This window comes from Horticoccus luteus (assembly GCF_019464535.1).
In the GTDB taxonomy this organism is placed as follows: Bacteria; Verrucomicrobiota; Verrucomicrobiia; order Opitutales; family Opitutaceae; genus Horticoccus; species Horticoccus luteus.
This window is the reverse complement of record NZ_CP080507.1, coordinates 1,815,325-1,836,427: the sequence shown is the minus strand read 5'-3', so window position 1 is coordinate 1,836,427 and position 21,103 is coordinate 1,815,325. Positions and strand designations below refer to the sequence as shown.

The window sequence follows — 21,103 nt, the reverse complement described above, 5'->3', positions numbered from 1 at the left end:
CCGCATCCGCCGGCCCGCACCTCAACGCCGGCTGGGAAACGTCAGCACGCGATAGGTCGCCGTCGAAAACACGAACGGCAGGCCGACCAAAATCGCCACTGTGACCACTTCGATATGCGGGGCCTTGAATAGAATTCCTGCGGCCGCCACGGCTGCGGCTCCCGCGACAAAAGCCGCGCCGAAATGCCGGAAACCACCCACCGCGCAAAGCGCAAGAATGATTCCAATGGCTGCGACCAAGGGCGGCATCAGCGCGAACACCAATCCGACCGAAAACCCCAACGGTGCGAATGCCGCCCGCCGGTCACGCCGCGCTGGCATGCGAAACAGCAGTGAGACCAGCACACACACAAACGTCGCCAAGGCCGGCGCCAATAAGAGAAAACCCTTGGCGTCGTCCGGCACTGAAAAGACGTATTGATCCAACAGGAACGCCCCGCCGAATCCGCAAATCGGGTCCAACCAAACGGCCGACGTCCACCACCACGGAAACCGACCTGTCCCCCGAGGCGGCGTCTGCTCGTAAACGCGAAAGACGACACTGCTGGGCAGCAGGATTTGAACCGGGAAAAAGAGCAGCAGCAGCGCGGGAATGAGAATGACCCAGGTGACGTTCACTTTCTGACTTCGGGCAAACGTTGTGCGTTTGTCAATCGGTCGCCACGGGTCGCCGATCTTTCACATCTTCCTCGCAGTCGCGGGCTCCCACACATCCACGCAGCACGGCCGCCACTCTATTCGATATCTCGTGCGCAACGAAACCCGATGTTCGTCGCGCTGCTGTCGGGCGTATTGCTGCTACGAGCATCTACGCGGTAACGATTGCAATAGCTCGCATGGCACAGGTAGCTGCCGCCGCGCAACACCCGCCGGTCGGTCGCTTCGGGTCCTGTGGGATTTTCGGCGGGAGATCGCTGGTAATAGTCAGCGGCAAACCAATCCCAACACCACTCCCACACGTTGCCCGTCATGTTATACAATCCATACGCATTCGGCTTGTAGGCCCTCGCCGGCGCCGTGCCAACGTAGCCGTCGGCGGCCGTATTGTGAGACGGAAAAACGCCCTGCCATACATTCATTCGATGCTTGCCGTCCGGCTCCAATTCATCGCCCCACGGGAAGCGGTTTTCCGGCGCCAATCCGCCCCTCGCCGCCCATTCCCATTCCGCCTCCGTCGGCAGGCGTTTGCCCGCCCACGCTGCGTACGCCACGGCATCCCGCCACGAGATGTGCACGACCGGATATGCCCAGCGTTGCTTGATCGTCGATCCCGGCCCCTCGGGGTGACGCCACGCGGCGCCATCCACGCGGCACCACCACTCCGTGCCCTGCACCACCGCCCGCGCCGCCGCCTGCTGCTGCGACGTCGAAAGATGACCATAGAAAACGAATGACCACCCAAACTGCTCGGCTTCGGTCTTGTAACGCGTGGCATTCGCAAAGGCGTTGAACTGCTCATTGGTCACCGTCGTCGCGTCCAAATAGAAGGGATCCAGTCGCACGCGATGCACCGGGCCCTCGCCGTCAGCGGCGAAACCATAGTTGCGCTCATTGCCCATCAAAAAGTCCCCGCCCGGGATGCGTCGCATGCCCTCGACCGAGGCGCTTCTCATGCGCTGAAACGTGCCAGCGCCCGCACCTTCCAACGACGTCGGCGCGACTGCCGAAGAGGTGCGACCGGGTGCACAGCAATTGCCGTCCGTTGAAGTCATGCGCAGCATGGAAGCTGCTCTACGCGGTGGATGGATGCCAGCCATTTTCCCGCCTCACGTCGCGACCGCAGAGCACTTACGACTTGCCGGAAAAATCGCGGCTGATGACACGCGCCGCGTGACCTACTCAATGAGCTTGGAGCGCGCGCATCTTGCGGCCACGCTTCGTCCATGTCCGTCCGCGCTTGGTTTTCCACCTTCATCTACTCGGAGCCCTTGCAAGCGCGCGGCCTCGTTGCGTTCAACCGCGACCTCGCCGCGGAATGCAGGCAACTTCGCGACTTCGACCGCGCCGGGCGCGCCTGGTCCGCGAAGAACTATCCCGGCGGCTACACCAGCTACGCCTCCCTGAATGAGCTGCAGCGGTTCTCGAGCACCTTTACCGGGCTGGAGCGTAAACTCAGCCGCCACGTGCGCGCCTTCGCCCGGGAGCTCGAATTCGATCTGCGCGGTCGCGAAATCGTCATGACCGATTGCTGGGTGAACATCATGCCGCCCACTGCCGCGCATTCGCTGCACCTCCACCCGCTCTCGTTTATCAGCGGCACCTACTATGTCGCCACGCCCGACGGCTGCCCGGGCTTGAAATTCGAGGACCCACGATTGAGCAAATTCATGGCTGCGCCCCCGCGCCGCTCCGATGCGCGCGACGACCAGCGCGCGCACGTGACTTACGAAGCTCAAGCCGGGCAGGTCATTCTCTTCGAAAGCTGGCTTCGACACGAAGTGGCGTCCAACCGCACCGCCGGTGAACGCATCAGCATCAGTTTCAACTACCAGTGGCGGTAGCGCCAAGTTGGCCAACGTTCCGTCAGCGCATCGGCGAATCCCGCCGGATACACCTCGACCTCTTCATTGCCACGCGCCTCTCTCTGCTGCAGTCGCGAGGCAACCTTTTCCCCCTGCGCGCGTCACACCGCTCCCTTTCCATGAAGTCCACGACCTTTCCTCTCACGGTGATTTCTCTGCTCACTGTTCTATTGGTAGCAGCTGGCTGCGAGTCTCACTCGCGCGCGAAGATGGAGGCGCGCATGGAAGAAGAGCGCAAATCGGTGCCGCCTATGGAAGCGCATGCGACGTTTTTCGACGGTCAGATCGCAGCGACGATCGAACTCGGCAGCGGCGTTGGCGGATTGCCTGGTGCCCGCCGCCGTGGTGGCAAAAGCCACGGGTTCAATCCGAAGTTCGCGGGCATTCAAGCCGGCGGTGGTGATTACGGCAGCGCGGGGAACCGCGAGCCGGATGCGTTTGGATTTGGTCCTGCTGATCAACTCAACCGCGCTCCCGAAGCGGAGGTGGAAGAACCGGCGCGCCTGCGAGGCGAAAGTCCGTTGCCTCCCGTGGTCATGGTGATCCAGCTCACCAACAAATCCGCGCAGCCCATCGACGTGGAATTCATCGACTTCACGTCCGATCTCGGCGACTTCGCCGTGCAGCCCGCGAAGATGTCGCTCGCGCCCGGCGCGGCCGCCACCAGCGATCCGATGAACTCTCGTCTCGGCCTCACCTCCTACGCGTTGCCCATCACTGTCGCGCTGCGCGTGAACGGCAAAACCGAACGCAAAGTCGTCACCGTCACGCCCGTCGCCCTCGAATCCGAGCCGACGCCCGCTGCCGCCACCCCCTCGCGCGTGGGCCATTAATCGCCTCGCCAGCAAAAAGCCGCAGCCCAAAACGGGCTGCGGCGCACTAAACCAATCCGCAAAGACAGAAACGCGTTCTGCCGATTACCAACGGCGACCGCGCACATGGGTGCGCGAATACCCCGGGCTCGCGTAGTGCCCCCGGCCGCCAATCACCAACACCGGCGCCGGCGCGACGTAAACCACCTGGGGACGCCGCACCACCCGCACTGGCGCAGGCTGCACGTAAATTACGGTCTGCGTCACTACGGGCGCGGAGGTGACGTAGGGAGCGTCACCGATCACCTGCGTCTGCGTCCCGGCGTAGGCGTAGGTTGGTGCGGGCGCGGCGTAGGCATTGCGGTCTGCCATGGTGCCGATCAGCGTGCCCGCGACTGCCCCGATGGCCGCGCCTTCCGCCCAGCGATCGTTATTATGACCGCCGATCAACGCCCCGGCCACCGCCCCAAGGATGCCGCCGCGCACTTGGTTGGGCTGAAACACTTGCGCTTGAACCGGCGTGAAGCCAACGGCCACCAAGCCCAAGAGGGAGCATAGTTTTTTCATCATGCCCAGTGTGACGTCCGCGAAACGGGATTGTTTACAGAAAAACGCCTCATGATTTTATCATCTTCAAGAACGCTCACTTAAGCGCGCCGAAATTGCGGACGCTCGACGCTGGACTCTCTCGTGCCGGCTTCCAGCCTCGCGAGCGTGTCCCTTTCCACCGCCCTCGTCACCGGCGCATCGCGCGGCATCGGCCGGGCAATCGCCCAACATCTCGCCACTCGCGGCGTTACCGTCGCTCTTCATTACGCGACGAACCGCATTGCCGCCGAAGCGCTGCGCGACTCGCTTCCTGGCAGCGGACACCTCGTCTTGCAGGCTGATCTGAGCCGCGACCATGCCCCCGCTGAGCTCTGGCACGCAGCGCACGCCGCACTCGGCAGAGTCGACCTTCTGATCAACAACGCCGGCGTCTATACCGAACATGCCGTCGTAGACTCGTCCGTCTCGTTGGCCTTCTGGTCGGAGGCGTGGGCGCAGACGCTCGCGACGAATCTGGTGGCGCCGGCGCACTTGATGTTTCACGCGGCGCGCACATGGCAGGAGTGCGGCAGCGGCGGCCGGATCGTTAACATTTCATCGCGCGGCGCTTTTCGCGGAGAACCTCGCGCGCCGGCCTACGGCGCCAGTAAAGCCGGCCTTAACGCTCTCGGTCAGTCGCTCGCGAAGGCGTTGGCGCCGCAGCACATTTACGTCTTCACAGTTGCACCGGGCTGGGTCGAAACCGACATGGCGACGGAACACCTCGCGGGCTCCGCCGGGAGGGACTTGGTGCGCGACATTCCACTCGGGCGCGTCGCCACGCCAGAGGAGATCGCCCAACTCACCGTTTGGCTCGGGCTCGACGCACCCGCTTCCCTGACCGGGTGCATCGTGGATGCCAACGGCGCCAGTTATCTGCGCACCTGAGCAAGTGGTGGCGCTTTCCTCCGCGGAGCGCTCGAGAGCCGCAGCGACTCGCCGGACTCGGCATCGACACCAACTGCCGCAGCGCGCGCGGCGGCTGCCTCTAACGCATCGAGCGCACGAGCCACACGGCCAGCGCCGCCATGCCAAGATTCGGCACCCACGCGGCGAGAATAGGATCAATCACTTCGTTGCTGCCCAACTGCGTGCCCAGCCGCGAGAGCAGCATGTAGAGCACGAAAAGTCCCAGCGACTTCGATACGCCCACCGCCGGGTTCACCCGAATGCCCGACATCGCAAACGGGACCGCGATGGCGATGATGATCAAGGGCACGAACGTATCCGCGAGCAGCCCGTAATAACGCACGGCGTAACGGGCGAACTTGGGATTATCTTCGTAAGCGAAGTAATCCATGATGCGTTGCAGCTCGAAAAACGAGAGATCCACCGGCCGCCGGTCGAATACACTGATCAACTGCGGATCCTCGTGAAAATCCGCCCTTTCAAGCGTGGCAAACGGCACGGATGACATCGTTACGCCGGTGAGCGGTTCGTAGGACTGCACGCGACCCTCGTGAAACGTCCACGCTTTGCGTTCGGCGTTGTAGGATCCGTCGCCCGCGATGATGCGCTCGCGCTCGCGGCGCTGCGGATCGAGCTCTGAAACGCTCACGCCGTAGGCGCGGTGTTGCGCGTTGCTATAACGGTTGATGAACCAGATCCGCCGGTCGCGCTGGTTGTCGAATCCCACATCGAAGATCAATCCCGCGCGGTCCGCCTGCCCCGACTTTTCCTGCCAGCGATATTTGAGCGAATCGCGCAATCGCTCCGAAGCCTCCACCGACCAAGGCACAAGCGTCGAATTGAGCCACACCATCACCGCGCACAACAGCGCGCCGGCGAGCCAGATGACGCGCGTCATGCGCATGACGCCCACACCCGCCGAACGCAGGGCAAGAAATTCGTTCCGCCGGTGCAACTGGCCCAGCACGAAAAGCAACGAGAGCAGCAGCGCGATCTGGAGCACGAGTGTGAAAAAACTCGGCATCAACACCGCAAAATAAAAGGCCACCTCGCCTGCGCTGGCCCGCATCTCCAGCAAATCGCGAAAATTGTCATAGAGCCCTTGCATGAACAACAAGCCCAGCATCGCGCAGAGGAGCAGGCCGAAAATCTTCAGCCATTCGCGCAGCAGGTAATGGTCAAACGTGTTCAACGCGACCGATGAAACGGCGCCGCCACACCGACGCAAAGCCGAAAGCAGTCTGCTCGCCGGGAATGCAGAAGGCGCTTCACCGTCAGGGCGTTTTCGCGCGTCGCCTCGAAGACCAGTGAGTCACGGCAACGCGAAGCGGGACGCAGATACCCTCGCGTTCGCCGCCCCGCCGGCACGTGCGGCTGACGCACTTGTGACGGAGACTCCGGTGCTGAATTTCCGCGCCTCCTTCAGCTCAAAAATCCGCGAATTTCGTGTCACAAAATGTTTCTTACTCCGCCCTTGCGGCGCATCCCGGGCACTGTCAGCTCTTTCGCCCATGGCTCAACAAAAAGAGGCGTGGAGTTCACGCATCGGCGTCATCCTCGCCGTGGCCGGCAGCGCGGTGGGATTGGGAAACTTCCTGCGTTTTCCCGGCCTCGCAGCGCAATACGGCGGCGGCGCGTTCATGATCGCGTATTTTATTTCCCTGCTGCTGATCGGCATCCCGATCGGGTGGGTCGAATGGTCGCTCGGCCGCGAAGGCGGTCGTCAGGGCTATCACTCCACTTCCGGAATTTTCCACGTCATCGTGAAAAAGCCATGGGCCCGGTATCTGGGGGTGATCGGGTTTTTCACCCCGGTGATCATTTACATGTATTACGTTTACGTGGAGGCCTGGTGCCTCGGCTACGCGGTTAACGCATTGCATGGTGGCTTGAGCATCGTCGGCAAAGATTACGGCGCGTTCTTCAGCATGTTCACGGGGGCCGGTGCCGACGGCGTGGGGATTCACTTCGGACTCCGGGACGTGGGAATCTTCGTGCTGATCGTTTACGTGCTGAACTTTTACTTCATCTATCGTGGCATCTCCAAAGGCATAGAGATGGTCTGCAAATTTGCCATGCCGGCGTTGATCTTCATCGCCATCATTATTCTGGTGCGCGTATTGACGCTCGGCACACCCGATCCCACCAAGCCGGACCAAAGTGTCCTCAACGGCCTCGGTTATCTCTGGAATCCGGGCAACGTCGCCCAAGGCCTCAAGAACCCTGAGCTCTGGCTCGCAGCAGCAGGCCAGATCTTCTTCTCCCTCTCCGTGGGCTTCGGCGTGATCATCACCTACGCCAGTTATCTGCGGGGAAAAGATGATGTGGTTTTGTCCGGCCTGACAGCGTCGGCCGCCAATGAATTTTGCGAAGTCGGCCTCGGCGGTTTGATCACGGTGCCGGCGGCCTTCATGTTCCTGGGCGCCGCGGGCGTCGCTGGCCAAGGCACGTTCGCCTTGGGCTTTCACGTGCTGCCCGAAGTTTTTGCCCGCATGCCCGGCGGACAACTGTTCGCCTCCATCTTCTTCGTGCTGCTCTTCCTCGCCGCCATCACCAGCTCGCTTTCGATGCTGCAACCCGGCGTCGCGTTTCTTGAAGAAGGCCTCGGCATCGGGCGCAAGGCATCGCTGTCGATTCTGGCGGTTGTCACCGGGATCGGCACACTCTTCGTGTGGTATTATTCGAAGGATCTGAAGGCACTCGACACGATCGACTTCTGGGTCGGCACGCTGATGCTTTTTATCCAAGCCTCGATCCTCGTCTTTGTCTTCGCGTGGATCATCGGCATCGACCGCGGCTGGAAATTGCTGCACGAGGGAGCGGAAATGCGGGTGCCGCACATTTACCGATTTATCCTCAAATACGTCACTCCTTCGTTTCTGCTGGTCGTCTTCGTGATGTGGCTGCTGAAAAACGTGGCCGGCTGGAACTTCTCCTTTGCCTCGCCCGTCTTTGCTCCCACCGGCTACGTCGGCGATTTGATCGGCGCGCACCCCAGCGGAGTGGCGCGGCTGACCATCGCCTTCATCGCCGCCGTCACCGTGTTCAGTCTCATCCTCGTTCACTTCGCCGGCAAACGCTGGGCGGCTCGCGATGCCGCCGAAGCCAACTCACCCCAATAACATGACTACCGGAGGATGGATCAATCTTGTGCTGTCGGTCGGCTTTGTGACGACCCTCTTCATTTACTGCATTGTGCGTGTGGTGCAGGGCCCGAAAAACAAAACGGACCACGACCTCGCGCACGTGGAACCGATCGAGGAGGGGCGCGTTGACGAACGGTAGTGCCAGGCGCAGGAGCGTTGGCGTCCTTCCGGGGCGTCAGCGCGCAGCATGAGCACTTTCCTCGGCATCTGCTTCGAGCTTCTCGTGGTGGCGGTGCTCGTTGCCACCAATGGCTTCTTTGTCGCGGCGGAATTCGCGCTGGTCAAAGTCCGCGGCAGCCAGTTGCGGCCCCTGCTGAAAACCGGCGGCTGGCGCGTGCGCATTGCGCTCAAGGCCACGCAACATCTCGACGCCGCTTTGTCGGCGACGCAGATGGGCATCACGCTCACGAGTCTCGGACTGGGCTGGGTCGGCGAACCGTTTCTTGCCCACCGCCTGGCGCCTCTGCTGGGCCGCATAGGCATCACGGATCCCTCGGCCGTCTCGTCGATCTCGTTCGCCGCGGCCTTTGGCGTGATCACGTTTTTGCATATCGTCTTTGGTGAACTCGCGCCCAAATCTCTCGCGATTCAGCGACCCAAGGCCGTCGCCACCGTCGTCGCGGCGCCACTGATGGTGTTCTACTACGTCTTCTTTCCGTTCATCTGGTTGTTGAATGCGACGGCCAACCGCATCCTGCGCTGGAGCGGCTTGGAATCCGTCGACGACGCGGAGCACAATTTCAGCACCGAAGAGCTCGAATACGTCTTCAGCCACTCGCGACATGCGCATCCGGGCGACGCTTTGATCAACCGCCTCATGGTGCGTTCGCTGCGGCTGCGCACCGTCACCGCGCAGCAAGTCATGCGCCCGCGCGAGCAAGTGGTGGCCCTCTGGCTCGACCACCCCGTTGCTGAAAACTTGCGTCTCGCGCAAATGCACGGCCACAGCCGCTTCCCCGTTTGTCAGGGTTCGCTCGACGAGGTGAAAGGCATCCTGCTCGTGCGCGAATGGCTGTGGCAATTGCAGGCGTTGGGGCCCGACACCCCGTTTGAACCCCTGATCCGCCCCGTCCTGACGTTCACTTTGCGAACGCCGATTCACACGATGATCGAGCTCTTCCGCACCTCGCGCAATCACCTCGCCGTCGTGCTCGACAAAGATGCGCGTCTGGCGGGTATCGTGAGTTTCGAGGATGTGCTTGAAGAGATCGTCGGCGACATTCGCGACGAACTGGACATCGAGACCGGTCCCGTCTTCGAGCACACCGACCAAAATATAGTCGTGTCGGCATCGTTTACGATGCGCGAACTTCAGGCTGAAACCGGTTGGAATTTCGAGTGGATCCCGCGCGAGACCGTCGCGATCTGGGTCGAGCGCAACTTCGGCCACGCTCCCAAACGCGGCGAGAGCATGCAAATCGGAGAATGCCGCGTCACGGCAGCGGAGGTCCAGAACGAGCGACTCCGGCGCGTGCGGTTTCAGCGCATCCTCCCGCCTGAAGTGTGAGTTGCTCCGCTGGCTTGATTTTTGGGGCAACCTGCTAAACTAGCGGGTTTCCGCCCTTTCCTATAAGCATCTACTCTTTCATCCATGTCTACTACCGCGCCGCAGAAATTTGAGTTCCAAGCCGAGATCAAGCAGTTGCTCGATATCGTCATCCACTCGCTCTACACGGAGAAGGAAATCTTCATCCGCGAGCTGGTTTCCAACGCTTCCGATGCCTTGGAAAAATTGCGCCATCTGCAACTCACGGAAAAGGAAATCTACGACGACAAACTCGAGCTGGAGATCAACGTCACCACCGACGACAAGGCCAAGACCATCACCCTGCAGGATTTCGGCGTCGGCATGACGCGCGCGGAGTTGATCGAAAATCTCGGCACAATCGCACACTCCGGCTCGAAGGCGTTTCTCAAAGCCCTGGGCGAAGGCGGCCAGAAAAATACGAACCTCATCGGTCAGTTCGGCGTCGGTTTCTATTCCGCATTCATGGTCGCGAAGTCGGTGAAGGTCTACTCGCACTCCTGGCGCCTTAACGAGCCCGGCCACGTGTGGACGAGCGATGGCTCCGGCAGCTATGAAGTCGAACCGAGCGAAGGCGAACGTCGTGGCACAAAGATCGTCATCGAGTTGAAGGATGATTGCGGCGACTTTGCGGAGGACTGGAAGGTCAAAGAAATTCTCGAGCGTTACAGTGCGTTCGTTTCGTTCCCGATCAACCTCAACGGCAAACGCGTCAACACGATCCAGGCGCTCTGGCTCCGCAATAAAAAGGAAATCAAGGACGAGGAATATACCGCTTTCTACAAGTTCCAGACCCACGCCGCCGAGGAACCGCGCCTCCGCCTCCACTTCAGCGCCGACGCCCCACTTTCAATCAACGCCTTGGTCTTCGTCCCCAAGGAAAACACCGAAAAACTCGGCTTTGCCCGTCTCGAACCTGCCGTCGCACTCTACTGCCGCAAGGTGCTGATCGACGCGCGGCCCAAGGATCTGCTGCCCGAATGGCTCCGCTTCCTCAAGGGCGTGGTCGATAGCGAAGACATCCCGCTCAACATCTCGCGCGAGACCATGCAGGATAAGGCGCTCATTGATAAACTTAATAAAGTCATCACGAAACGCTTTATCAAATTCCTTGACGAAGAGGCCCAGAACCATCCCGAGGCGTTCAACGAATTCTACGGCGAGTTCGGTATTTTTCTCAAGGAAGGTGCCGCGCTGGATTTCGCGCACAAAGACCAACTCGTTAAACTGCTGCGCTTCGAGTCATCGCTGACCGAAAAGGGCAAGACCACCACCCTCGCCGACTACGTTTCGCGCATGCCAGCCGAGCAGAAGGATATTTTCTATCTCATCGGACCAAACCGCGCCGCGATCGAGAGCGGACCGTATCTCGAAGCCTTCAAGGCCCGCAATCTCGAGGTCCTGTTCTGCTACGAATCCGTCGATGAATACGTGATGAACAATGTGCGCGAATTCGACGGCAAAAAATTGACGGCGGCCGATCACGCCGACGTGAAGTTGAGTGATTTGCCCCAACCCGAGGGTGCATTGAGCGAAGACGACGTCAAAGCGCTCACGAAATGGATGCAGGAAACATTGGGGCAACGCGTCGCGGACGTTAAAGCCAGCGACCGCTTGGTCGACTCGCCGGTGCTCGCCCTTAACGCCGACAAATTCACCTCCCCGCACATGCGCCGGATGATGAAGGCGATGAATAAAGACGGGGTCGACTCTCCGCTCCGCGTTAACCTCGAAATCAATCCCCGCCATACCATCATCAAGCGGTTGTCCGCCTCGCACATCGCCGAGCCCGAAAAAGCCCAGCTTATCGCGGAGCAACTCCTCGACAACGCATTGATCAGCGCCGGTCTTCTCGAAGACGCCAGCGCGATGGTGGCACGGCTCAACAAGCTCTTGGAAACCGTCTAGCCTTTCCGCATCGATCGCCAGACACCGGGCCCCCTCCACATTCACGACCGGCCGGGGGCGTGTCTGGCGCCCGCGGCCGCGCGATTTAAAATTTCCGCGGGCGTTCGCCGACTTCAAGCGTTGGCGGCCCGAGTGGAACGCGACGAAGGGTTCATCGGCACAGTTGACGAAACGCGTCGTCGTCGGGTTCGTGTTGTCGCCATCTTTTCTTGGTCGTCGGTCTCAACTCAGACCAAGAAACCTCATACTAGCGGCCAGAAACCGTTCTGTTTTTTCGATCGGCCATTCGCGACTGCCGTGCACACAAAAATTGACCGGACCATCGAAGCGGATGGCTCTTAACGTTTCCAGCAAAGCCGGAAACTGGGACGTCAGCTTTCCACGGCCGGGAAACTGTTCCTCGGAAAATCGATTCCAGTTGTTGCGAAACCAAGTCAGTCCCGTCGCCATCCAAGGACTGTCCCAAAGATAAAACATCGCCATTCGATCGCCCAAGGCAGTGACGTTCTGCTGTTGGTTCTCACCCATGATGACGCTATGCGGCGGCGCGTAACAATAACCGATATCCGGCACGAGTGCCGACAGAGCGTTCACCCGATCGATGCTATCCGACGGCGTGTCCACGTGGTTTTCCACCGTCACCCGAACTTCCGCTCGTCGACCTTCCACTGCGAGCGGCCGCAAGAAATCAGCAAACTGCTCGGTCGTGGCGCCATTGAACCCCGCCACGACTAGCGGGGCGCCGATTTTGGCCGCATACTTGATTCCCGCGCGCATTGTTTCCGGGTCGGCTGCGTAAAGAGACACCGCGGAAGGTTTCAGCCCATAGGTCGCCAAGTCGCTCAAAACCTCCTCCGAGTCATCATTGGATACGGAAACATGCGAGCCAAAGCCTGGATGATCCCATAGGTCCACCTGGCCGATACCTAGACGTCGCAACGACGCAAATGTCTCGGCCCGTGAATATTTAATATAGAGAAGACTGGCGACGCTGGGTTTCATTTGCTCAATATATTTTTCAGATGCGCACCCATGTCGCCCGAGGCCCGCACGGGAAACTTCACCAACTCGTGGCGGTCGGCCGACTCTATCAATGCTTCCATCAGCGCAATCGGCTGGAGCGCCCGTTCGCCGGCGGTCACGTCAACGGGCTGACGGCTCAGGAGTTTTTGGATGAACGCCTTCGTGAACGCCAGTTGCGCTTGAGCATTCTCGCGACCGTAGTCGAAGGCGGAATCAATCACCAGCGCCTTGTCTTCGGTCATGATACGATAACCGTGCGAAAGCCGATGATCGATGATGCCCTTGCTGCCGACGATCTCGATGCGGCAGCCTACCCAGAAGAACTCAGGCGCTACGCGAGGATCGGCGATGTCGCCGAAGACCAAATCGACCGCCGCTCCGCCGTCGAACAAGATTCGCCCGATCATGTATTCCGGCGAAGGATGGCTCGCCTGCAGTTTTTCCGCGCCGGCAATCTGTCCGATCACCCGCTCGGGTTTCACGTGGTCGAGAAAAAAATCTGCCAGGTCGAGCATGTGCGTCCCTTGCTCGTAGGGGCTGCCATTACACGATATGCGTATACGCTCTAGTTTGCCGATAAACCCGTCAGCAAGGTGCTGCTTTGCTCGACGGTAGCTAGGCATAAACGTCAATTGATGGTTAACCGCCAGGCGGACACCGTGGCGCTGACAAAGATTCACAATCTGGTCTGCCTCCGTCAGTGAGCATGAGAGAGGCTTCTCGACAATGATAGCTTTGACCCCGGCATCCACTAGCGGATGGATCATAGACAGACGAACGGTTGGCGGTGTGATAAGATGGACGAGATCCGGGATTCCATTGGCGAGAAGGGCAGTAACGGTAGCGAACCGTCTCTCGACCGGAACCGCGCCGGGGAAGGACGCCAGTCGCTCCGCATTGGAATCACACAGAGCCCACACGGTGGCCTCCGGCAATTGTTCATAGGCCGCGGCGTGTTCCACCGCGCGGGCACTGCACCCGATAATCGCTGATTTGATCATGTTATTTTTTATCAATCAATTCATGGGCAAAGCGATGGTATGGTCCGCTCGTTTAAAATCAATACAGACCTCTTCATCCTTCACGACGAGCGTCTTTACCGAGCCACTGTCGCGAGGAGTTCGCAGAGCGATGCACCACATGCGATACAAACGCGTTGCCCGTGGAGGCAGCGAACGAAGAATCGCCTCGCCTAATTTGGTCCGCGTTTCCTGCAACACGGCCATCGGCTGCGACATCCCTGTGCTCCCAGGCTCAATCCCCCGATCCAGGACACGTCCCTGGTCAACCGCCCAATATAGGTTCAACCACGGATAGTCCGCCACTCGCCACACGTAACCGAGCAGTTCGCTCGTCCGGCTGTTCTGCAGGCAAACCCAACCCCATTCGGTGCCTTTCGCGAAAACCAATGAAGCAACGACGATCCCATCGGCCATCGTGCTCTGCGTCAGGTCCCAAGCGCGGCCCTTAACGTGCGCTTTCGGCCACTCGAATTCAGAATCCGCAACTTCCTCTCCGTTGATTTGCACGAAGCCACGCACAACGTTGCTCGTCAAACGGACGTCATCTGACAACCAATGTGGTGAGAGCAACACATGCTCGACCACGTTGTAGTCGCGCACCGCGTCCGTTGGGTTTTGGAACACATTGGTGATCGACGCGATTCCCGCACTGTCGATCATTCGTATGGTTCGTCGCGCCCGTAAGCGCGCTACCGGGAGTGTGGTGCTCAATTCCACGATGGTGTCCGTCACTTTTCCCCACTTCCACGTAAGCGCGCCAGCCTCGCCGTGATACGATAGCCCCCGAGCGCCTTCGTCCGCCGTGACAGGGCCCCAGCGGTCAAAGCAGAGGAAATGGCCAAAATATCGCTCAGTGCCCTTCTCCTGCTGCCTCGAAGCCAGCCAATTTTCCCGCCTTCCAGCTGCGCTTAGAGCTATGATGATGCCTCCTTGGTTCTGAATAGCTAACGCCATTGCACCATTGTCCAAGGTGTGAGATTGCGTGGGAGAAGCGCCGGCCTGGACTCCGAGAAACGACAGAGCCATCGCGAGCGTGGCCGCCGTGCGAGCCTTCCCCCACCAATTCGGAAGCGCCTTCACGACGTGCCTTGCCCGCGATTGCAACTCCTCCGGCGGTCAGAATTTCATCGTCACGGAAGTCTCAATGCTGCGCGGTTGCCCAAACACCGGGCCGACCAAGTATACTTTATCGAATATGTTGTTGAACTTCACACTGAGCTCCAAGTCATGGCCGTTCAATTTCGTCGTATAGTTCGCCAGCAGGTCCACGCGCGTAAACTCCGGGCCGATCATCCCGGGGTAGTTGGCTCCGTAGACCTGATACTGGGCACGCGACACGAGCCCGCCACCGAGGCTGAGGCCCTTTAGCTTGCCAACAGTAAAATTATACTTGGTCCACGCGGACCAATTCCATTTCGACACACTCGGCAGGCGCGTGCCAATCAGGGCCGCGTCACCGTCGTCGATGTAAACAGCATCGATCGTAGTCGCGCTCGCAATCAACTGCCATGCTGGCGTGATCGCATAAAAGAGGTCCAAGTCGAAGCCCTTGGAACGTTGCAAGCCTGAGGCGACCCATTGCTGCGGTGATGTATTGGGGACGCCGCGCGCCAGATTGGTTCGATCGGAAGTATAGTAGCTCAACGTCATCGAGAGGCGCTGGTTCAAATCCAACTTTGTGCCGATCTCCCAACCCTTGCCGATTTCCGGCGGCAGATTTGATCCATCTGGATTCGTGATCTCGTTGGCGACAAGCGACTCACTGTAATTGCCGAACACCACGAATCCCTTCTGATCCTTGATCGGCGAATAGGACACGCCCAGCATGGGCGTTGTCGCGGACGCTTTGTTCGAAGACACCGAACCAGCAGTAAGCGCGAACGGATCCGACGACGTCGCATCTTTCGTATGGAAGATCTGCTTGATGGTGACGGCGTCGTGGCGAATACCCGCGATGATTCTCAAGCGACGATCCATCAAATACGTGTGCAGGAGAAGATACGGAGCTTGATACGTTTGGGTGCGATTATAAATATCGGTGATGTGCCAGTGCCCATTGGCGATCCCCTCATTGAGCCCCGCGAGAGTATTTTCCCAGGTTTGGCCGTAGCCAGTTTGATTGACGAAGTTCACCAGCTGCCAGTATTTGGCGTCCTGTGAGTAATCGCCTTGTTTCAAATCAAAAATATAGCCCTCCCAGCCGGCGATGATCTGGGTCTCGAAATTCTCCCGTTTGAGATCGTAGTTTAGCGTCACCGTGCCGTTGCCGGAACGACGGTGTGGAGTGCGCCAGTAGCCGCCTTGCAGCATCTCATTGCGACCCGCCACCGCATAGGGGCTCTGCTGCCAACCTTCGGCCGAGGATGTAGAATAGGCTTCCTGTAGATTATTATCAATGTAACTATAGTGCGCGAAAAGACTTAGCTCACTCGTGAACTTGTGAAAAACGTCCGCATCATAGCGCTGGACCCTGGAGTGATGGCGATTGTAAGGACCCGAGAAGGCACCAACCCATTCATCGCGTGCCTCTTTGCTCAGCTCGAAGTGATCATGTAACGAGACGAAGTTTCCGTTGGCGTCGAACTTCGACCGGCTGATGGGGTAATTGCCCGGACGAATGTTGGTGCGGTCGCCGCGGTCGAATTGAGCGCCAACCAAAATGTAGGTATCAGGCGTAATGTGCCAGCGGAGGCTGCCCGCCACGACACTGCGCTGGCCGCCATTGTATTTGCCGAAGCTGTCTTCTTCGTTGTAAGCACCCACCAACCGGTAGTTCAGGGTCTTTCCGTCGCCGATCAGAGGACCTCCGGAATCGATCTCCGCCCGGTGCTTGCCGAACGAGCCGGCGACCAAACGAACGCTGTTCTGCGCGTATGAAATTGGTTGTTTGGTCACATAGTTGACGACGCCTCCCGGACTGGAACTGCCGTAGAGCAACGACGACGGGCCTTTAACCACTTCGATGCGCTCAATGGTCGCCGTATCCGTAATCGTCTCATCGCTGCCGTAGTTGCCCAAGCCATTTCTCTTCGCGGCCGCATTTTCAAATCCGCGCACGGCTAGTCGTCCCGAATACGGACTCGTTTCCGATACCGCGGAAGAGAGATAAACGGCATCATTCAACTCCGTCACCTTGAGGTCATCGATTAGATCGCGGGTGATAACCTGAATGCTTTTGGAGAGCTCGACGATCGGTGTGTTAAGACGGGTCGCACTGTTGGAACTCGTGGCTTGATAACCGTGCGTCCGCCGATCGGTGACTTCGAAAGCCGACAATTGGATCGGCCCATCCGCCTTACCTGACGTCGACGTTTCCGTTCGCGGTGGCTGTTGGGGCGCTCGGGACTGTCGGAGCACCGAAAGTGCGCCTGACTGCTCATCCCGCACGACATAGAGTTCGGTGTCCGCGAGCATGCGGTTGAGCGCTTCCATCACCGTGTAGTCGCCCTCGACCGCTTTGGTCTTAACTCCGCGCACGGTTTCCGCGGGAAACATAATCTCAAGTTCCGCCTGACGCGCCGCGGTCTTGAGCGTTTCGATCGCTTCGCCTGCCGGCACGTCAAAGTGACGGCGGACTTGATTTTGCGCCACCAGCAAGGTCGACGAGAGAGCAAACAACGCGATGCAGGCCAGATGATAGATCGCGGAGGACGGAGACAGGCGCAGCCGCGGCCACGCAGGGATGGGTAGTTTCATGTTTGTTGTCGGGTAACGCAGACAAGACGACCGACCACGCGAAACTCACTAAAGGAAATTTAACCCGAGCGCGCGACTCAACGGGATCGCGTCAGCACAATCGTTGTAGTGGAACGCTCAGCACGCACCCCAGCCGCTGTTTCCAAGAGTCGCACGAATCCGTCCACGTTGTCGGAGCGCACGGCTCCCACGATGGCGAGATGCGCCAACGTCGGGTCAGCGATCACGATCTGCACGCGATTGTGTCGGTTGAATTCCGCCACCATGTCGCCCAGCGGCGTCGACGAAAAATCCAGCATTTGTGGCTGCCAGGCGAGCGCTTGGGAAATCTCGGTGGCCGATGCCTTCGCGACCGCGACCGGTCCATGTCCACGCACCGGCACCAGGGTATGCTCCCCCGCAGCTACCAGCAGCGGAGGGTTTTGATCACTCGCATCTCCGTTCGCAATTTTGACTCGTCCTTCCGTCACGAGCACGTCGACCGCTCCGTCGACCAGCCGCACATTAAACGCCGTCCCCACGGCCTGCACCGCGATGCCATTGGCTCGCACGATGAATGGGCGCAGCGGGTTCTTTGCCACCTTGAAGAAGGCCTCTCCTCGCACGAGCGAGATTTCACGTTCGCCTGGTGTGTAGTGCGCTTCGATCGTCGCGCCGCGGTTTAACTCCACCACCGATCCGTCATTCAACACCCGGCGTTCGTAGTTGAGCGCGGTGGCTTCCGCGACCGGAACTCCGGGTGGCGGCGAAGCGCGAAAGTGCCACGCCGTGAGCCCGCACGCGACGCTCGCCGCGAGCGCCAACGCGATCCACCGTCCGGGCCCTCGTCCGGCTCTTTCCTCCAGCAGGCCCGGGTTCGGCTGCACACTGTGCTCCGGCCGCCACTGCGCCAACGCGTCAAGTTCACACCACGTTGCCTGCTGGCGTCGGAAGGCCTCACTGTGACGGCGATCACATGCCAGCCACTGCAGAAACTCATCCTGCTCGCGGGCCGTCAGGCCACGATCGTGCAACACAGCCCATTTCGCCGCTGCGAAATCAATGCGGCGACGTTCGCGATCTGCTGAACCCTGTCGGTCTTCGTTCATGCCCGTTCTTCGAGTGACCGTCGTCGACTCAGAAACTCTGTGCATTTGTGCAGCCCGATCGTGAGCTGTGCGGAAACGGTGTGCTCCGAGATGCCGAGGCGAGTTGCGATCTCTTTTTGCGAGAGACCGTAGAGTTTCCGCAGCGTGAAAACCTCACGACAACGCTCCGGCAGAGATTGGATTGCTTCAGTCAAAAGGGCTAGCTCCTGGTTTCGCGCGACCGATTCAGGAATGGCCTCGCTTCCATCTGAGACGGACAAACAATCGATTTCCGCTAAAGAATCCATCCGGGCGATCTGCTCATGACGTGCGAGATCCAAGGCAATGTTGCGCGCGATCGCGAAGAAAAACGCTTTGGGTGCGCTCACTTTGCCATTCTGGCGCGCCCGCCACAGGCGCATGTAGGCCTCTTGCACGATGTCGTCCACGTCGCTTCCAGCTCCAAACCGGCTTTGCAACCAAGCGCGTAGCATTGGCTCGTGCGGTTGCACGTGCTCAGCCAGCCAGCGGGATTGTTCTGACTCGAAATGACTCACGGGGTAACGGGAGCGCAGCTCACGCGTGAGCCTTCGCACGGGCGATAAATATTTCATGGGAGATTCCCTTAAATCTCTCTCCGCTTTCCCACGGCGGCCCGTTTTTGCAGTCCACCGTCCATCGGACATTTGCCTCGTTTCGCACTTGGGCCCTCTTACGCTCGGCCGCTGTCTCTACAGCCGTGCGTCCAGCCAACAAAAGAGCCCCCATCCTGCCCGCAACCGCCTACTTTAATCGCGAATTAAGTTGGCTCGCGTTCAACCGGCGGGTGCTCGCACAAGCGCAAAGCGAACGCTATCCCCTGCTCGAACGCGTCAACTTTCTCGCTATCGTCGGTTCCAATCTCGACGAATTTTTCGAGATCCGCGTCGCCGGCCTTCTCCAGCAAACCGATTCCGGTCTCCTCGAGGTGAGTATCGACGGCCTCGGACCCAGCGAGCAGTTGCGGCGGATTCACGCCGTCGTCGCCTCTCTCGTCGACGAGCAATACCAGTGCTGGCATCGCCACCTCAAGCCGGCGCTCGCTCGTGAAAACATCCTGTTCCCCGCGCCCACCGATCTCAGCGGCGAACAACGCGCGTGGCTTCGCTCCTATTTCCGCGACCAGGTTTATCCCGTTCTTACCCCGCTCGCTCTCGATCCCTCTCATCCGTTTCCGCACATCGGCAACAAAACGCTCAACGTCATCGTGGCGCTGGAACGTCCCGCTCCGGCCGACGAAACTCCACTGATCGCGATCCTGCCAGTGCCGCGAATTCTTCCGCGCCTCGTCACCCTCCCTCGCGCTCACGACGCGCCCCGGCAGTTCCTGTTTCTCAGCGATCTCATCAAACTCTGCGCCGGTGATTTGTTTCCCGGATACCAATTGCGGGCCGCGCACACTTTCCGAGTCACGCGCAACAGCGACCTCTACATCGACGAGGAGGAGGCGGAAAACCTGCTCAAGAAAATCGAAGAGGAATTGCGCAATTTGCGCCGCGGCGCAGCGGTGCGTCTGGAAATCGAGCTGGGCAGCGATGAAATGCTTTCCCGCACGCTCTGCGAACAATTGCACGTGGCGCCCGCCAACGTCTTTCGCCTGCCGGGACCGCTCGACCTGGTGCGTCTTAGCAGCCTCGCCGAGCTCGACCGGCCCGATCTGAAATTTCCAACGTTCACGCCCGTGAACGTCTCTCCGCTGCGAAATCCCGCCGATATCTTCGCCACCCTCCGCTCGCAGGACGTGCTGCTGCATCACCCCTACGATGTGTTCACGCCCGTCGTGGACTTCGTCGAGCAGGCGGCGCGCGATCCGCAGGTATTCGCCATCAAGCAAACCCTCTACCGCACGAGTGGCGATTCACCCATCGTGCAGGCACTGATCGAGGCGTCGCGCAACGGCAAGCAGGTCACCGCGCTCATCGAGTTGAAGGCCCGCTTTGACGAAGCGAACAACATCCAGTGGGCGCGGCAGCTTTCCGAAGCCGGTGTGCACGTCGTCTACGGCCTCATCGGCCATAAAACGCATTGTAAACTGTGCCTCGTGGTGCGCCGCGAAGGTCGGCGCATGCGGGCCTACGCCCACCTCGGCACCGGCAATTATAATCCGCGCACCGCGCGGCTTTATACCGACCTCAGTCTGTTCACTTCACGAACCACCTTGACCCGCGACATCGGTCGCCTGTTCAACGCCCTTACCGGCTTCGGCCACTCCCCGCGTTTCTCGCATTTGCTGGTCGCACCGTATGCGCTGCACAGACGCATCGGGGCCCTGATCGCCCGCGAGATCGCGCATGCCAAAGCCGGGCAGCCCGCGCGGATCGTGGCGAAGATGAATGCACTCGTCGATCAAGCGACCATCGACCGTCTCTACGCCGCATCGCGCGCCGGCGTGCAGATCGATCTCATCGTGCGTGGCATCTGCTGCCTCGTGCCCGGCGTGCCCGGCCTGTCGGAGAACATCCGCGTGCACAGCATTGTCGGTCGTTTTCTCGAACACGCGCGCATTTTCTATTTCGAAAACGCCGGTGGTGAGCCGACCGTCCTGGCCGGGAGCGCTGACTGGATGCCGCGCAACTTTTTCCGCCGCGTCGAAGTTCTCTTTCCGATCGATGATCCGATCGCGCGGCACTGGATCGTCGAAGATATTCTTTGGGCCGAACTCCGCGATACGGAAAACACCCACCTTCTCCACCCCAACGGCGCCTATCTTCCTCCGCGCCGGCCCCGCGGCGCCCGCGGATTCTCCGTGCACACTTTCGGCATGCAGAACGCCCTCCGTCGCGCCGGAGCCATCGGATAAACGAACGCCTGGTGGGCCCGCGTCCTCGCTTACTGCGTGCGCCGCG

The 21,103-nt window shown here is 59.9% G+C and carries 18 protein-coding genes; 8 read left to right on the top strand and 10 right to left on the bottom strand.

What is annotated here, in order from left to right; translation table 11 throughout:
• Window positions 1-21: 21 nt before the first annotated feature.
• Together K0B96_RS07605 and K0B96_RS07600 are read right to left on the bottom strand one after the other, a co-directional pair.
• Window positions 22-618 carry a hypothetical protein gene (locus K0B96_RS07605; RefSeq protein ID WP_220165682.1) on the bottom strand — a complete coding sequence of 199 codons (597 nt, stop codon included), beginning with the start codon at window positions 616-618 and terminating at the stop codon, window positions 22-24.
• Window positions 619-734: 116 nt separating this feature from the next.
• Window positions 735-1,712 carry a formylglycine-generating enzyme family protein gene (locus K0B96_RS07600; protein ID WP_220165680.1) on the bottom strand — a complete coding sequence of 326 codons (978 nt, stop codon included), beginning with the start codon at window positions 1,710-1,712 and terminating at the stop codon, window positions 735-737.
• Between the two features lie 171 nt (window positions 1,713-1,883).
• Here K0B96_RS07600 and K0B96_RS07595 point away from each other — a divergent pair, with 171 nt between their 5' ends.
• Window positions 1,884-2,501: a TIGR02466 family protein gene (locus K0B96_RS07595; RefSeq protein WP_220165678.1), complete on the top strand. Its 618-nt coding sequence runs from the start codon at window positions 1,884-1,886 to the stop codon at window positions 2,499-2,501.
• A 140-nt stretch (window positions 2,502-2,641) separates the two neighbouring features.
• Window positions 2,642-3,355 (top strand): hypothetical protein, encoded by a 714-nt coding sequence (locus tag K0B96_RS07590; RefSeq protein WP_220165677.1) that lies wholly within the window; start codon window positions 2,642-2,644, stop codon window positions 3,353-3,355.
• Between the two features lie 84 nt (window positions 3,356-3,439).
• Here K0B96_RS07590 and K0B96_RS07585 read toward each other — a convergent pair whose 3' ends face one another.
• On the bottom strand, window positions 3,440-3,904 hold the full coding sequence (locus tag K0B96_RS07585; RefSeq protein ID WP_220165675.1) for a YMGG-like glycine zipper-containing protein: 465 nt from the start codon (window positions 3,902-3,904) through the stop codon (window positions 3,440-3,442).
• A gap of 144 nt (window positions 3,905-4,048) precedes the next feature.
• On the opposite strand from K0B96_RS07585, the gene K0B96_RS07580 reads away from it, so the two are divergent.
• The gene (locus tag K0B96_RS07580; RefSeq protein ID WP_220165673.1) at window positions 4,049-4,810 is read left to right on the top strand and encodes an SDR family NAD(P)-dependent oxidoreductase; all 762 of its coding nucleotides are present in this window, start codon (window positions 4,049-4,051) and stop codon (window positions 4,808-4,810) included.
• A gap of 100 nt (window positions 4,811-4,910) precedes the next feature.
• Here the strand turns inward: K0B96_RS07580 and K0B96_RS07575 are convergent, their stop codons facing one another.
• On the bottom strand, window positions 4,911-6,023 hold the full coding sequence (locus K0B96_RS07575; RefSeq protein ID WP_220165671.1) for an LptF/LptG family permease: 1,113 nt from the start codon (window positions 6,021-6,023) through the stop codon (window positions 4,911-4,913).
• Window positions 6,024-6,342: 319 nt separating this feature from the next.
• Between K0B96_RS07575 and K0B96_RS07570 the strand changes: the two genes are divergently transcribed.
• The 4 genes from K0B96_RS07570 (at window position 6,343) to htpG (ending at window position 11,410) form a co-directional block, all read left to right on the top strand.
• A complete protein-coding gene (locus K0B96_RS07570) occupies window positions 6,343-7,953 on the top strand; it encodes a sodium-dependent transporter (protein WP_220165669.1) in 1,611 nt (536 codons plus the stop codon).
• A gap of 1 nt (window position 7,954) precedes the next feature.
• Complete coding sequence (locus K0B96_RS07565; RefSeq protein WP_255558889.1) at window positions 7,955-8,116, top strand: hypothetical protein; 162 nt, start codon at window positions 7,955-7,957, stop codon at window positions 8,114-8,116.
• Between the two features lie 48 nt (window positions 8,117-8,164).
• On the top strand, window positions 8,165-9,484 hold the full coding sequence (locus K0B96_RS07560) for a hemolysin family protein (RefSeq protein WP_220165665.1): 1,320 nt from the start codon (window positions 8,165-8,167) through the stop codon (window positions 9,482-9,484).
• An 84-nt stretch (window positions 9,485-9,568) separates the two neighbouring features.
• On the top strand, window positions 9,569-11,410 hold the full coding sequence (htpG, locus tag K0B96_RS07555; RefSeq protein ID WP_220165663.1) for a molecular chaperone HtpG: 1,842 nt from the start codon (window positions 9,569-9,571) through the stop codon (window positions 11,408-11,410).
• 222 nt (window positions 11,411-11,632) lie between these two features.
• Here the strand turns inward: htpG and K0B96_RS07550 are convergent, their stop codons facing one another.
• From K0B96_RS07550 to K0B96_RS07525, 6 genes are all read right to left on the bottom strand, one after another.
• Window positions 11,633-12,412, bottom strand: coding sequence for a sugar phosphate isomerase/epimerase family protein (locus K0B96_RS07550; RefSeq protein WP_220165661.1), 780 nt, complete (start codon window positions 12,410-12,412; stop codon window positions 11,633-11,635).
• Window positions 12,409-13,434: a Gfo/Idh/MocA family protein gene (locus tag K0B96_RS07545; protein ID WP_220165659.1), complete on the bottom strand. Its 1,026-nt coding sequence runs from the start codon at window positions 13,432-13,434 to the stop codon at window positions 12,409-12,411. Before K0B96_RS07545 ends, K0B96_RS07550 begins: the two co-directional genes overlap by 4 nt.
• 15 nt (window positions 13,435-13,449) lie before the next feature.
• The gene (locus K0B96_RS07540; protein ID WP_220165657.1) at window positions 13,450-14,481 is read right to left on the bottom strand and encodes a hypothetical protein; all 1,032 of its coding nucleotides are present in this window, start codon (window positions 14,479-14,481) and stop codon (window positions 13,450-13,452) included.
• Window positions 14,482-14,571: 90 nt separating this feature from the next.
• Entirely contained in the window at window positions 14,572-17,151 is a 2,580-nt protein-coding gene (locus K0B96_RS07535; protein ID WP_220165655.1) for a TonB-dependent siderophore receptor, read from the bottom strand.
• Window positions 17,152-17,228: 77 nt separating this feature from the next.
• On the bottom strand, window positions 17,229-18,239 hold the full coding sequence (locus K0B96_RS07530) for a FecR family protein (protein ID WP_220165653.1): 1,011 nt from the start codon (window positions 18,237-18,239) through the stop codon (window positions 17,229-17,231).
• The gene (locus K0B96_RS07525; protein ID WP_220165646.1) at window positions 18,236-18,832 is read right to left on the bottom strand and encodes an RNA polymerase sigma factor; all 597 of its coding nucleotides are present in this window, start codon (window positions 18,830-18,832) and stop codon (window positions 18,236-18,238) included. The genes K0B96_RS07530 and K0B96_RS07525 overlap by 4 nt, the downstream gene beginning before the upstream one ends.
• Before the next feature lie 125 nt (window positions 18,833-18,957).
• Here K0B96_RS07525 and ppk1 point away from each other — a divergent pair, with 125 nt between their 5' ends.
• On the top strand, window positions 18,958-21,057 hold the full coding sequence (ppk1, locus tag K0B96_RS07520) for a polyphosphate kinase 1 (RefSeq protein WP_255558888.1): 2,100 nt from the start codon (window positions 18,958-18,960) through the stop codon (window positions 21,055-21,057).
• Window positions 21,058-21,103 lie beyond the last annotated feature (46 nt).